The following is a 12,431-nucleotide window of genomic DNA, read 5'->3' on the forward strand; positions in this document are numbered from 1 at the left end:
TGGGCGCGGCGGCTGCCGACAGTGGCAAGGCCCTGCGCGAGCGCCTGGAAGTTGCGCAGGCCAGCGCCACCGCGATGCAGGCCAACACTGCACAGACCGTGCGCGATGCGGCTGCCGAGCTGCGCTGGCGGATTGGCCTGGGCCTGGTGGTGGTGGGCCTGGGTGTGCTGCTGGTGGTCGCTTTGGTGTTAGGCCGCCGGGTGCTCAGCAAACTGCGCCTGCTGATCGCAGCGCTCAACGACCTTGCCGCTGGCGAAGGCGACCTGACCAAGCGCGTGACCCTCGACAGCCGCGACGAGATCGGCGACATGGCGTCGGCGGTCAATCGCTTTGTCGACAAGCTGCAGCCCATCGTCCGCGAGGCCGGCGAGGTGGCCCAGCGTACCGGCGTCGAGATCGGCGCCATGGCCCAGCGCAATGCCGGTGCCGATGCCGCGGCGGCGTTGCAGCGTGACGAAGTGGCCGCCAGCCTGCGCGACCTGTCGAGCATGGCTGACGAGGCTCAGGCTGAAAGCCATGCCATGCAGGCGGCGTTGCAGCAGGTGGTGGACATTCGTCAGGCGACGGATGAGAACAGCCGTTCCTCGACGCAACTGGCGAGCCTGATTGAGAACCTTGCCGGGCAGGTTGAAACGGGCTCTCAGGTGATCGAGCGCCTGGCCAAGCAGAGCGAACAGATTGAAGTGGTGCTGACTGTCATCCATGGCATTGCCGAGCAGACCAATCTGCTGGCCCTCAACGCTGCAATCGAAGCCGCGCGCGCTGGTGAAACTGGCCGCGGATTCGCTGTAGTGGCCGATGAGGTGCGGGCGCTGGCGAGCAAGACGCAAAGCTCTACCGGCGACATTCAGGCGCACATTACCGCGCTGCAAAAAGGTGCCAAGGAAGCAGTGGCCACCATCAGTCAGGCTGGACTCAAGGCGAGTGAAGGGTTGTTGGTGCTGCGTGACAACGAGCGTCGCCAGCAGTCGGTGCAGGCTGCGGTGGAGCAGGTGCACGCGGCCATTGGTTTGGCGACTCGCGCTGCCGAACAGCAGGCCCATGGCGCTCAGGCGGTGCGGGGGCGGGTGGAGAACATCCATGCCCAGGCCGAACGCTCGGCTGAGGTGGTGATGCAGACCACGGCCAGTAGCAAGGTGCTGGATGATCTGGCGGCTCAGCTGCGCGCCAGCCTGGGCCAGTTCCGGGCCTGAAGCCTGCGCGGTCCTTTGTGGGCCTTGTGTCGCGAAAGGGCTGCATAGCAGCCCCAGGTTTGTTGCATACACGCGGAAATTGCCGGGGCCGCTATGCGGCCCTTTCGCGACACAAGGCCGCTTCCACACCTGAGCGGTGTTGCTATGCTGTCGGCGACACATGGCAAAAGGAGTTGCTCATGTCCGCCCAACTAATCGCTGCCCAGGCCGACCTGAATTTCCTGCACAGTGACAGCGTAAAGCTCACTGACCCGATGACCGCCCTGCAAGCCTACTGCGCCATGACCTCGGACGTCCCCTGCTGGCTGGCCCGGGCCTTCCGCATTCGCGACTTTATCTCACGCCGTTTCAATGTCGCCGATATTCACGGCTTCACTCGCGGCGATCCAACGCATGTGCCAGCCGTCGGTGAGCGCCTGGACTTCTTCACTGTCGAGACCATCAGCGACCAGCAGCTGGTGCTGACTTCGCGTGATACGCACTTGGCGGTGATGGTCTGCATGGATGTGTACGGGCAAAGCTTAAGCGTGACCACATCGGTGCTGTGCCTCAATACTTTTGGCCGGTTGTACATGCTGCCGGTCGGCATGGTGCATGGCCTGATCGTAAGGAAAATGCTGGAGAAGCTTTAAGCAGCATCGAAACTGACCAGGAAACATTCTTTTACTGACCAAATCGTTATCATCGTCGAATCTGTAGGAGATTTCCCAAATATTCCTTGATAGGGCGTTTGCTGTTGCAAGGGCTGACACAGGGGTTAGTGTTGTATTGAGCCTGAAGGCGGTCGGTACCGGCCGCCGTTTTACTTCGGGAGCAACCTCAGGATGACGACGTCTGAACATCGTCGTTATCAGCCGGACCTTTACCAGGGAGAGGTAAGCATGGCTTTCGATGCTTATGTTCATATCGCGGAAGTCACTGGCGAAGCACTGGATGAGCAGTACGCCAACTGGATCGAAATCATCGGCTACAAGTTCGGTGCCAACCAGAGCACCTCTGCCACCGCAAGCTCCGCAGGCGGCGCATCGTCAGGCCGCACCACACTCACCAACTTCACCTTCACTAAGTACCTGGACAGTGCCAGCTGCAAGCTGCTGGAGGCGAGCTGTGCCGGGCAGCACCTGAAGGAAGTGAAGCTCGTGCTGTGTCGTGCGGGTGGCGACAAGCTCAAGTACTACGAAGTCGTCCTGGAAGAAGTGGCGTCAACCGAACTGTCAATTCGTAACGCTTGCGTGCTTGGGCGGGAGGAGGAGTGCAGAAAGGCTGAGTATGTCGAGAGGAGTTCGCTAGTTGCGAGCTTGGGGCTAGGAGGAATGGGTGGACATGTCGGGGGCCTATTGGGGCCAATAGCATGTGTTGCTGTAGGTATTCCCACCGGTGGAACGGCAACTTTCGCATGTGCGGTATTGGGGGGAGCGGCTGGAGGTATTGCTGGCGGTGAGTTTGGTGAGGTATTGGGAGAAAGCGTGGTGGAGATTTTGTATGAGGCAGTGCGATGAGTAACTTGCACCTGGCAGTGCTTGGTGTGTTTGTAATTATCTCCCCGTTTTTGATGTTTGGTGTGTGGGTATTCGTTGCGTATCGATATCTGGATCGTATCGAATCAATCTTGTCAAATAGCCGAATGGTGGCTGTGAACAGAGAAATATATTCTCATGCTGGGCTGCTTGGGAAAGTCATGCGGCTAGGATCAATCTCTGCAATGCTGTCTATGAAATATTTTAGCGTTCGAAAGGGCCTATTAGATCGCAATGATGTTGCTAAGGCTCCCGCCGACCTGCAAAGGCTGTTAGTGCGCTTGTGGACCGTGCAAATTTTGCTGATTGCACTGATTGTTCTTTTTTTTGTTTGGATAGAGTACTTGAGGTAAGCCCTGGTCAAAAAGAATGCAACCCATTGTTTTCTAAGCACTCAAGCAGCCGCCAGCTGAAACCCCAGCTTGTCGATCTATAGAAGCTATCGAAAAAGCTTTAGCGAAATGCAAGTATATTCAGAATAATAGGGAAAAAACTTTTCAGCGGCTGGCCTTGCTGGAAAACTAATGCGTACTTGCCTGGCAGCAAATATGCTCATGATTCCAGGGTTGTTTGTTCGAAAAGGTGTGGCAGATATTTCAGATCTCGAGAATTTTCCAAGGTCTATGAAAAGAGTTTTGTTACCCTCTTGGGTGGGGCTTGTAGTATCTACGACCTTGTTCTTTGCTTTCAACTGGCTAGTGAGAGTTTTAAAGTGAACTTGTGATGAAGTCTAGGCACTCAGGCTTGTGCCCAGGCCACATGGCGGCCTGGGCAAGCTTTCAAGCCTTGTTCAAATACATCCGCGTAGTCAGCAAATACACCGGCAACCCCGACACCACAATCAACAACGCCGCATACGGCGCCGCCGCCGCGAACTCGACGTTGGCTGTGTGTGCCCACACCTCGGTGGCCAGGGTGGTCATGCCGGTCGGGCTGAGCAGCAGGGTAGCCGTCAGCTCTTTCATGGCATCCAGGAACACCAGCGCAAAGGCTGCCGCCATGGCCGGGAAGATGATCGGCAAGGTCACCCGGCAGAACGCGGCAAAGCTGCTCGCGCCAAGGGTGCGCGCGGCTTCTTCCAGCGTCGGCGAAGCCTTGTTCAGCGCGGTGCGCACCGGTGATTGCGCCAACGGCAGGAACAGCAGCGCATAGGCCAACAGCAGCAAGGCCGTGGTCTGGTACAGCGCCGGCACGTAGTGCAGGGCGAAGAACACCAACGTCAGGGCAATCACCAGGCCGGGCAGGGCGTGCAGCAGATAGGGCAGACGCTCGGCCCAAATCGCCAGGCGGCCTTTGTAGCGCACCACCAGGAAGCTGATAGGCAGAGCCAGCAGCACACAGAAGCCGGCACCGCCCAGCGACACCGACAGCGAGGTGAACAACGCCTTCGAGATGGCCGCCACCGGGAATGCCGCCGACGAACCCACGCTCAGCCAGTAACCGAGCATCGCCAGCGGAATGCCGCTGCCCAGCACCGCCAGGCCCACGCAGAACAGTTGCGCCAGCACCGCCCAGCCGCGCAGCCGCACCGGTTGCGCACGCCGCGCTACGCCCTGGCCGATGCGTACATGGCGGGCTTTGCCGCGCACCCGCAGTTCCAGCCACAGCATTGCCAGGCACATCGCCAGCAGCACGGCAGACAGCATGGCCGCGTTGGCGTTGCTGAACTCCAGTTCGAACTGCTGGTAGATCGCCGTGGTAAAGGTTTGCAGGCCGAGGATCGACAATGCGCCAAACTCCACCAGCATATGCAGGGCAATCAGTAGCGCACCGCCGAGCATCGACGGCCACAGCAGCGGCAGGGTGACTTTGCTGAACACGCCCCAGCGGCTGCAACCCAGGGTGCGTGCCGACTCCTCCAGCGAGGTGTCGAGGTTGCGCAGGGTCGCGGCAACGGGCAGGAACACCAGCGGGTATTTGGACAGGGCCATGACCATGATCGCGCCGCCCAGGCCTTCAAAGTCCGAACTTAGCGACACCCAGGTGAAGCTGCTGACGAACGACGGCACGGCGAATGGCAGGCATAGCACCACGCCCCACAACCGGCGGCCGGCCAGGTTGCTGCGCTCCAGCAGCCAGGCCAGTGCCAGGCCGACCACCATGCAGGTCAGCGTCACCCCGACCATCAGCAGCAGGGTGTTGCGCATCAGCCCCCAGACAAAGGGCCGCCACAGCAGGTGCAAGGCTTCGCGCCAGCCGGCTTCCCAGGCTTTGATGGCGACATAAGCCAGTGGCAGCAAGCTCATTGCCACTAGGAACAGCACAGGCAGCACTACCCAGATGGAAGGGCGCTTGCGGCGCGGTACGAAGCGTACCGGCACCGGTTCGGACAGGGCGGCAGTCATCAGAGCAAGCCGACCTCACGCTCAAGTTCGATGGCTTCCTCGGCATTGCCCAGGTCAGCTGGCGAGATCTTCGGCGGGCGCAGCTCGTCGAACGGTTTCAGGCCGCGGTCAGAAACCATGCCCTTGTGCAGTGGGTACTCGGCGGTGGTCTGGGTGATCACGCGCTGGCCTTCTTCGCTGGCCATCCAGTTGAGCAGGGCCTGGGCTTCTTTCGGGTGTTTGCTGGCCTTGACCACGCCTGCGCCGGAGATAGTGACCAGGTTGCCAGCATCGCCGTCGGCCAGGTAGTAGAGCTTGGTGTCCAGCTTGCCGCGTTCGCGTTCAAGTGCGTACCAGTAGTAGTTGTTAACCAGTACTGCAGCCACTTCACCTTTTTCCACAGCTTTGAGGGCGACCATGTTGTTGGTGTAGGTCTTGCCGAAGGCTTTCAGGCCGGTCAACCATTCTTCAGTGGCTTCGCGCCCGTGCATCTTCAGAATGGCCACGGCCTGCTCCTGGAACGCACCGCTGGTAGGGACGTAGCCGACGCGCCCTTCCCACTCAGGGTTGGCGAAGTCCATCACCGTGGTCGGCAGGTCTTTCTCGTCGACTTTCTTCGGGTTGTACACCACGATGCGCGTACGGGCGGTGATACCCATCCAGGTGCCGTTGGCGCCAACGTACTCCTTGGGCATCATGTTCAGCGTGGCGTCGTCAATCTTGGCCAGCAGGCCCAGCTCGCCCAGGTTGTTCAGGGGCGGGGACTCTTCGGTGTAGATGATGTCGGCCGGCGAACGATCACCTTCCTCGATGATCTGGCTGGCCAGCTGGTTGCTGCTGCCTTTGCGGATGTCGATGTGAATGCCGGTCTTGGCCTCATAGGCCTTGGCAATGGCTTCGCCAATTTCCTTGTGCTGACCGTTGTACATGGTCAGCGTGACCGGTGCGTCTGCCATGGCGGCCGGAGCGCCGATGACCAGGCTCAGCACTGCGGCGGCCAGGGTACGCATCAGCGGTTGCGGGCGGATCGTCATGCGGGTACTTCCTCGCTTACGGCTACATATTTGGAAACAATGGTAAACGAAATTGTTTCTCAAGTGGCCGTGTGACGAGAAATTCATGGTCAGACCATGGTGCAAGGGGGGGGAGGGGGCACATAAATCGCAGGCAAGAAAAAACCCACTAGCAAGCTAGTGGGTTTTTGTATGGTGCCCAGGAGAAGACTCGAACTTCCACGACCTTGCGGTCACTGATACCTGAAACCAGCGCGTCTACCAATTCCGCCACCTGGGCAAAGCTTTACATCATCTGCAGAAGGCGACTATCGTTCGCTTTCACACAGTAGTAACAGATCCTTGGTCATCTGTTACTTGAAAATATTTGGTGCCCAGGAGAAGACTCGAACTTCCACGACCTTGCGGTCACTGATACCTGAAACCAGCGCGTCTACCAATTCCGCCACCTGGGCACACATTCGAGGTTACTTGATGCTTTACAGCGTCGTTCATCTCTACTACAACTTCGGGGTTGTCCGTCGTTGTGGTGCGCACTATACGGACGCTCCCCAAGGCTGTAAAGCCCCCAATCGAAAAAAAATTCAAAAAATTCAACTTGTTGATTCCACAAGCCTATTTCTGCTGTTTATGCACTGCAGCGGGGGCTGTCCAAGGCAGACATTTCCGGTTTCAATACGCCTATGCCAGAATTCCTATCTATATACCCCAAGGTGAACCCCTTCTGATGGCCGATTGGCAATCCCTCGATCCCGAGGCCGCTCGCGAAGCGGAAAAATACGACAACCCCATTCCCAGCCGTGAGCTGATCCTGCAGCGTCTCGCCGACCGAGGCGAACCTGCTGCCCGCGAGGAGCTGGCAAAAGAGTTCGGTCTGTATGAAGAAGACCAGATCGAAGCCCTGCGCCGCCGCCTGCGTGCCATGGAGCGCGATGGCCAGCTTATCTATACCCGGCGCGGCACTTATGCCCCGGTAGACAAGCTGGACCTGATCTGTGGTCGCGTCTCCGGCCACCGCGACGGCTTCGGCTTCCTTATTCCCGATGACGGCAGCGAAGACCTGTTCCTCAGCCCGTCGCAGATGCGACTGGTGTTCGACGGCGACCGCGGCTTGGCCCGCGTCTCCGGTGTCGACCGCCGTGGCCGCCGTGAAGGCGTGCTGGTCGAAGTCATCTCCCGTGCCCACGAAAGCGTGGTCGGCCGCTATTTCGAAGAAGGCGGCATCGGCTACGTGACCCCGGACAACCCGAAGATCCAGCAGGAAGTGCTGGTGACCGCCGGGCGCAACGGCGGTGCCAAGATCGGCCAGTTCGTCGAGATCAAGATCACCCACTGGCCGACTCCGCGCTTCCAGCCGCAAGGCGATGTGGTCGAAGTCATCGGCAACTACATGGCGCCGGGCATGGAAATCGACGTTGCCCTGCGCAGCTACGACATTCCGCACGTCTGGCCCAATGATGTGGTCAAGGAAGCACGCAAGTTCCGCTCCGAAGTCGAGGAGAAGGACAAAGAGAAGCGTGTCGACCTGCGTCATCTGCCGTTCGTCACCATCGACGGTGAAGACGCCCGCGACTTCGACGATGCCGTTTATTGCGAACCGCTGGGCAAGCTGCGTCTGTTCTCCGGTGGCTGGCGCCTGTACGTGGCCATCGCTGACGTCTCCAGCTATGTGCGTCTGGGCTCTGCCCTGGATGTCGAAGCCCAGCAGCGCGGCAACTCGGTGTACTTCCCCGAGCGCGTGGTACCGATGCTCCCCGAAGAGCTGTCCAACGGCCTGTGCTCGCTGAACCCGCATGTCGACCGGTTGGCCATGGTCTGTGAAATGACCATGAACAAAGCCGGCCAGATGGTCGACTATCAGTTCTACGAAGGCGTGATCCACTCCCATGCCCGTCTGACCTACAACAAGGTCAGCAGCATGCTCGAGCACTCGCGTACCCGTGAGGGCAAGGCGCTGCGCGAAGAGTACAAGGAGGTCGTGCCGGACCTGAAGAACCTGTACAACCTGTACAAGGTGCTGGTGGAGGCGCGCCACACCCGGGGTGCCATCGACTTCGAGACCCAGGAAACCCGCATCATCTTCGGCGAGGAGCGCAAGATCGCCGAAATCCGCCCGACCGTGCGCAACGACGCCCACAAGCTGATCGAGGAATGCATGCTGGCGGCCAACGTGGCCACCGCCGAGTTCCTGCAGAAGCACGGCGTACCGGCCCTGTACCGCGTGCATGACGGCCCGCCGCCGGAGCGCCTGGAAAAACTGCGCGCCTTCCTCGGCGAGTTGGGCCTTAGCCTGCACAAGGGCAAGGACCCGTCGCCGAAGGACTACCAGGCCCTGCTGGCGAGCATCGCCGGTCGCCCGGACTTCCACCTGATCCAGACGGTGATGCTGCGCTCGCTGAGCCAGGCCGTGTACAGCACCGAGAACAACGGCCACTTCGGCCTGAACTACGAGGCGTACACCCACTTCACCTCGCCGATCCGTCGTTACCCGGATCTGCTGGTGCATCGCGCCATCCGCAGCATCATCCGCTCCAAGGTCGATACCCCGCACGTCAAGCGTGCCGGCGCCATGAGCATTCCCAAGGCGCGTATCTACCCGTACGACGAGAACACCCTGGAGCAACTCGGCGAGCAGTGCTCGATGACCGAGCGCCGGGCCGACGAAGCCACCCGTGACGTGGTCAACTGGCTCAAGTGCGAGTTCATGAAAGACCGCGTGGGCGAGACCTTCCCGGGTGTGATCACTGCGGTGACCGGTTTCGGCCTGTTCGTCGAACTGACCGATATCTATGTAGAGGGCCTGGTGCACGTCAGTGCGTTGCCGGGTGACTACTACCACTTCGACCCGGTACACCATCGCCTGGCCGGCGAGCGCACCGGTCGCAGCTTCCGCTTGGGCGACACCATCGAAGTCAAGGTCATGCGTGTTGATCTGGATGAGCGCAAGATCGACTTCGAAGTGTCGGAAAAGACCCTCGCCGCACCGATCGGCCGCAAGCAGCGTGGCGCCGCACCGGTTGCGGAAAAAGCCGAGCAGCAGCCGACAACCGAAGCGAAAGCCACGCCCAAGCCGCGCAGCCGCAAAAGCGAAGCGTCCGAAGCGTACTTCCCCAAGGATGCTGTGCAGCGTAACGCAGAAGTGCGTAAAAGCCGCGAGATGAAAAAAGCGCTGATGACCGACGCGCGCAGCAGTGCTGGCAGCAAATCGGAGAAAGGTGGCAAGCCGTCCGGCAAACCGACCAAGCACCGTAAAGGCCCGCCGAAGTCCGGCGCTCCACGCAAAAACAAGAGCAATTCATGAGTCAGCTGGAAAAAATCTACGGCGTACACGCCGTGCAGGCATTGCTGCAGCACCATCCAAAGCGGGTCAAGCAGATCTGGCTGTCGGAAGGGCGCAGCGAGCCACGCCTCGAAACCTTGCTGGCGCTGGCCGCGGAAAACCGCGTGCCGGTCGGCCAGGCCGAGCGCCGTGAGATGGATGCCTGGGTCGAAGGCGTGCACCAAGGCGTTGTAGCCGAGGTCAGTCCGAGCCAGGTGTGGGGCGAGCTGATGCTCGAAGAGCTGCTTGAGCGCACAGAAACGTCGCCGCTGATCCTGGTGCTGGACGGCGTGACCGACCCGCACAACCTCGGCGCTTGTCTGCGTACCGCGGATGCGGCCGGTGCCACGGCAGTGATCGTGCCCAAGGACAAATCCGCAACGTTGACGCCGGTTGTGCGAAAGGTGGCTTGTGGGGCGGCCGAAGTCATTCCGCTGGTGGCTGTGACCAACCTGGCGCGTACGCTTGAGAAGTTGCAGCAGCGTGGCCTGTGGGTAGTGGGTACTGCTGGCGAGGCCGAGCAGGAGATCTACCAGCAGGACCTGACCGGGCCACTGGTGATGATCATGGGGGCGGAAGGCAAGGGCATGCGCCGGCTCACCCGTGAGCATTGCGACTTCCTGGTCAAGTTGCCGATGGCGGGTAGCGTCAGCAGCCTTAACGTGTCGGTGGCGACCGGGGTTTGTCTGTTCGAAGCCGTGCGTCAGCGGCAGGTCAAGCGCTGACTCTCAGCCTGTTCCGGCCTCTTCGCGGGTGAACCCGCTCCTACAGGGTGATTGCGTTCCCCTGTAGGACTGGGTTCACCCGCGAAAGGGCCCGCAGCTTGTGAATATGTTTCAGGCTGTTCAAATATTCACCAATCACCTTGCTTGTGCGCCCCGGCTTCTCTACAATTGCGCCCCTTGCCGAGCTGGCAGGCGCTCATGTGCCTCCCCTCCGTGCAAGACATACAGTGTCATTCACTCCTTGTCTGACCAGATTCACTGGCAGACTACTAACCCGTAAGGAGCATTCATGCGTCATTACGAAATCATCTTCCTGGTTCACCCGGACCAGAGCGAACAAGTCGGCGGCATGGTTGAGCGTTACACCAAGCTGATCGAAGAAGATGGTGGCAAGATCCACCGCCTGGAAGACTGGGGCCGTCGTCAACTGGCCTACGCAATCAACAATGTTCACAAGGCTCACTACGTGATGCTGAACGTTGAGTGCACCGGCAAGGCCCTGGCCGAGCTGGAAGACAACTTCCGCTACAACGATGCCGTTATCCGTAACCTGGTCATCCGTCGCGACGAAGCCGTTACCGGCCAGTCCGAGATGCTGAAGGCTGAAGAGAACCGCAGCGAGCGCCGTGAGCGTCGCGAGCGTCCTGAGCATGCTGACTCCGCCGAAGGCGACGACAGCAATGACAGCGACTCCAGCGATAACGCTGACGAGTAATCCACGGACCTTTAGAGGAGCCTATTAAATGGCACGTTTCTTCCGTCGTCGTAAATTCTGCCGCTTCACTGCTGAAGACGTGAAAGAGATCGACTTCAAAGATCTCAACACCCTGAAAGCTTACGTATCCGAAACCGGCAAGATCGTTCCAAGCCGTATCACCGGTACCAAAGCTCGTTATCAGCGTCAGCTGGCTACCGCTATCAAGCGCGCCCGCTTCCTGGCCCTGCTGCCCTACACCGACAGCCACGGCCGCTGAGACCGGGTCGTCGACAAGCAGTAAGGGATTAGCATGCGAGCGTTAGCAAGTTTCATCATGCGCGGTCGTGTGCAGGCCACCCTCGTGGTGGTCATCAGCGCGGTACTGCCGCTGCTGTTCTGGTTGAGTGCCGCTGCCGGCAGCCTCGTGCTGCTGCGGCGTGGGTTCAAGGATGCTACATCGGTCATCGCCGGCGGCTTGCTGGCCGGGCTGGCCGTGTGGGTCATGGGTGATCCCATCACCTTTCTGGTGATTGCGGGTGCCTTGGCCCTGGCCGCCATGTTGCGTGCCGAGCACCCCTGGAGCCGGGTGTTGCTCGCCAGTGCCGTGTTCGCCGTGGCTTTCAGCCTCGTGCTTGATCTGGCGCTGGCGCAAACCTTCGATGTGCTGGCCAAGGCGTTTGCCGAAGCCATGCCGAAAATCGAAGGGCAACCGGTGCTCTCCGGTGAGCTGATCCGCCCTGTGCTGGTCGCTTCCACAGCAGTGACGGTGCAATTGTTCAGTGTGCTGGCGTTGATGCTGGCGCGCTATTGGCAGGCAGCGTTGTACAACCCTGGAGGCTTCGGTCGCGAGTTTCGCGAACTGAAGTTGCCGAAACAGACCATGGCGGTCTTGGTGGCAGTGATGGTGGTGGCGCCGTTTATCGGCCCGCAGTTCATCATCCTGGCATCGGCTTCCAGCCTGGTACTGGTGCTGGCCGGCATCGCCTTGATGCACGGGCTGGTGGCACAGGGCCGACTGGCCGGTTTCTGGCTGGTGGGGATGTACGTGACGCTACCGCTGATCATGCAGCTGATTTATCCGTTGCTGATGGTTTTGGCCATTGTCGACAGCCTGATTGATTTTCGCGGTCGCAAGTCCCCTCCGGGGAAAGACTCCGCGAACGGTGAAGGTTAAAAGTTAAGAGGTTTTACCAAATGGAACTGATCCTGCTGGAAAAAGTCGCTAACCTGGGCAACCTGGGCGACAAAGTAAAAGTTAAGGCTGGTTACGGCCGTAACTTCCTGCTGCCATTCGGCAAGGCCACCGTTGCCAACGCCGCCAACCTGGCTGCGTTCGAAGAGCGTCGTGCCGAGCTGGAAAAAGCAGCCGCTGACAAGAAAGCTTCGGCTGAAAGCCGCGCTGCCCAACTGGCCGAGCTGGAAGTGACCATCACTGCCACCGCTGGCGACGAAGGCAAGCTGTTCGGTTCGATCGGCACCCACGACATCGCTGACGCCCTGACCGCCTCCGGCGTTGAAGTGGCCAAGGCTGAAGTTCGTCTGCCGAACGGCACCATCCGTCAGGTTGGCGAATACGACGTAGCCGTGCACCTGCACAGCGACGTTGAAGCCACCGTACGCGTGGTCGTCGTAGCTGCCTAAGC

The 12,431-nt window shown here is 60.0% G+C and carries 11 protein-coding genes, 2 tRNA genes and 2 pseudogenes; 11 read left to right on the top strand and 4 right to left on the bottom strand.

Annotated elements, in window-relative coordinates; all coding sequences use genetic code 11:
* Positions 1 to 74: 74 nt before the first annotated feature.
* The 5 genes and pseudogenes from ACF8FB_RS00640 to ACF8FB_RS00660 all read left to right on the top strand — a co-directional run.
* Positions 75 to 287 (top strand): annotated as a pseudogene (locus ACF8FB_RS00640) (methyl-accepting chemotaxis protein); the annotation flags it as partial.
* Between the two features lie 201 nt (positions 288 to 488).
* A complete protein-coding gene (locus ACF8FB_RS00645; RefSeq protein WP_370626951.1) occupies positions 489 to 1,193 on the top strand; it encodes a methyl-accepting chemotaxis protein in 705 nt (234 codons plus the stop codon).
* A 179-nt stretch (positions 1,194 to 1,372) separates the two neighbouring features.
* Positions 1,373 to 1,825 (top strand): DUF2867 domain-containing protein, encoded by a 453-nt coding sequence (locus tag ACF8FB_RS00650; protein WP_392510599.1) that lies wholly within the window; start codon positions 1,373 to 1,375, stop codon positions 1,823 to 1,825.
* 249 nt (positions 1,826 to 2,074) lie between these two features.
* Positions 2,075 to 2,410, top strand: a pseudogene (locus tag ACF8FB_RS00655) (Hcp family type VI secretion system effector); the annotation flags it as partial.
* Between the two features lie 278 nt (positions 2,411 to 2,688).
* The gene (locus ACF8FB_RS00660; RefSeq protein WP_392510598.1) at positions 2,689 to 3,063 is read left to right on the top strand and encodes a hypothetical protein; all 375 of its coding nucleotides are present in this window, start codon (positions 2,689 to 2,691) and stop codon (positions 3,061 to 3,063) included.
* Positions 3,064 to 3,489: 426 nt separating this feature from the next.
* Here the strand turns inward: ACF8FB_RS00660 and ACF8FB_RS00665 are convergent, their stop codons facing one another.
* From ACF8FB_RS00665 to ACF8FB_RS00680, 4 genes are all read right to left on the bottom strand, one after another.
* Positions 3,490 to 5,055, bottom strand: coding sequence for an iron ABC transporter permease (locus ACF8FB_RS00665; RefSeq protein WP_020192088.1), 1,566 nt, complete (start codon positions 5,053 to 5,055; stop codon positions 3,490 to 3,492).
* Positions 5,055 to 6,068, bottom strand: coding sequence for an extracellular solute-binding protein (locus tag ACF8FB_RS00670; RefSeq protein ID WP_003249550.1), 1,014 nt, complete (start codon positions 6,066 to 6,068; stop codon positions 5,055 to 5,057). The genes ACF8FB_RS00665 and ACF8FB_RS00670 overlap by 1 nt, the downstream gene beginning before the upstream one ends.
* Before the next feature lie 172 nt (positions 6,069 to 6,240).
* Positions 6,241 to 6,327: transfer RNA gene (locus tag ACF8FB_RS00675), tRNA-Leu, on the bottom strand.
* A gap of 88 nt (positions 6,328 to 6,415) precedes the next feature.
* A tRNA-Leu gene (locus tag ACF8FB_RS00680) sits at positions 6,416 to 6,502 on the bottom strand.
* A 272-nt stretch (positions 6,503 to 6,774) separates the two neighbouring features.
* Here ACF8FB_RS00680 and rnr point away from each other — a divergent pair.
* The 6 genes from rnr to rplI all read left to right on the top strand — a co-directional run bounded on the left by rnr (position 6,775) and on the right by rplI (position 12,429).
* On the top strand, positions 6,775 to 9,348 hold the full coding sequence (gene rnr / locus ACF8FB_RS00685; protein ID WP_392510804.1) for a ribonuclease R: 2,574 nt from the start codon (positions 6,775 to 6,777) through the stop codon (positions 9,346 to 9,348).
* Positions 9,345 to 10,091: a 23S rRNA (guanosine(2251)-2'-O)-methyltransferase RlmB gene (rlmB, locus tag ACF8FB_RS00690; protein WP_392510806.1), complete on the top strand. Its 747-nt coding sequence runs from the start codon at positions 9,345 to 9,347 to the stop codon at positions 10,089 to 10,091. The genes rnr and rlmB overlap by 4 nt, the downstream gene beginning before the upstream one ends.
* Positions 10,092 to 10,380: 289 nt before the next feature.
* On the top strand, positions 10,381 to 10,806 hold the full coding sequence (gene rpsF, locus ACF8FB_RS00695; RefSeq protein WP_003249557.1) for a 30S ribosomal protein S6: 426 nt from the start codon (positions 10,381 to 10,383) through the stop codon (positions 10,804 to 10,806).
* Between the two features lie 28 nt (positions 10,807 to 10,834).
* Positions 10,835 to 11,065 carry a 30S ribosomal protein S18 gene (gene rpsR / locus ACF8FB_RS00700; protein WP_003249563.1) on the top strand — a complete coding sequence of 77 codons (231 nt, stop codon included), beginning with the start codon at positions 10,835 to 10,837 and terminating at the stop codon, positions 11,063 to 11,065.
* Between the two features lie 33 nt (positions 11,066 to 11,098).
* Complete coding sequence (locus ACF8FB_RS00705; protein WP_003249565.1) at positions 11,099 to 11,962, top strand: hypothetical protein; 864 nt, start codon at positions 11,099 to 11,101, stop codon at positions 11,960 to 11,962.
* Between the two features lie 20 nt (positions 11,963 to 11,982).
* The gene (gene rplI, locus ACF8FB_RS00710) at positions 11,983 to 12,429 is read left to right on the top strand and encodes a 50S ribosomal protein L9 (RefSeq protein ID WP_003249568.1); all 447 of its coding nucleotides are present in this window, start codon (positions 11,983 to 11,985) and stop codon (positions 12,427 to 12,429) included.
* The last annotated feature ends 2 nt before the right edge of the window (positions 12,430 to 12,431 follow it).

The sequence above is a fragment of the Pseudomonas sp. yb_2 genome (assembly GCF_043103905.1).
Classification (GTDB): Bacteria; Pseudomonadota; Gammaproteobacteria; order Pseudomonadales; family Pseudomonadaceae; genus Aquipseudomonas; species Aquipseudomonas alloputida.

Coding starts and splice junctions, on each gene's coding strand:
- ACF8FB_RS00645 (WP_370626951.1), top strand. CDS start 489: ATGGCTGACGAGGCTCAGGCTGAAAGCCATGCCATGCAGGCGGCGTTG.
- ACF8FB_RS00650 (WP_392510599.1), top strand. CDS start 1,373: ATGTCCGCCCAACTAATCGCTGCCCAGGCCGACCTGAATTTCCTGCAC.
- ACF8FB_RS00660 (WP_392510598.1), top strand. CDS start 2,689: ATGAGTAACTTGCACCTGGCAGTGCTTGGTGTGTTTGTAATTATCTCC.
- ACF8FB_RS00665 (WP_020192088.1), bottom strand. CDS start 5,055: ATGACTGCCGCCCTGTCCGAACCGGTGCCGGTACGCTTCGTACCGCGC.
- ACF8FB_RS00670 (WP_003249550.1), bottom strand. CDS start 6,068: ATGACGATCCGCCCGCAACCGCTGATGCGTACCCTGGCCGCCGCAGTG.
- rnr (WP_392510804.1), top strand. CDS start 6,775: ATGGCCGATTGGCAATCCCTCGATCCCGAGGCCGCTCGCGAAGCGGAA.
- rlmB (WP_392510806.1), top strand. CDS start 9,345: ATGAGTCAGCTGGAAAAAATCTACGGCGTACACGCCGTGCAGGCATTG.
- rpsF (WP_003249557.1), top strand. CDS start 10,381: ATGCGTCATTACGAAATCATCTTCCTGGTTCACCCGGACCAGAGCGAA.
- rpsR (WP_003249563.1), top strand. CDS start 10,835: ATGGCACGTTTCTTCCGTCGTCGTAAATTCTGCCGCTTCACTGCTGAA.
- ACF8FB_RS00705 (WP_003249565.1), top strand. CDS start 11,099: ATGCGAGCGTTAGCAAGTTTCATCATGCGCGGTCGTGTGCAGGCCACC.
- rplI (WP_003249568.1), top strand. CDS start 11,983: ATGGAACTGATCCTGCTGGAAAAAGTCGCTAACCTGGGCAACCTGGGC.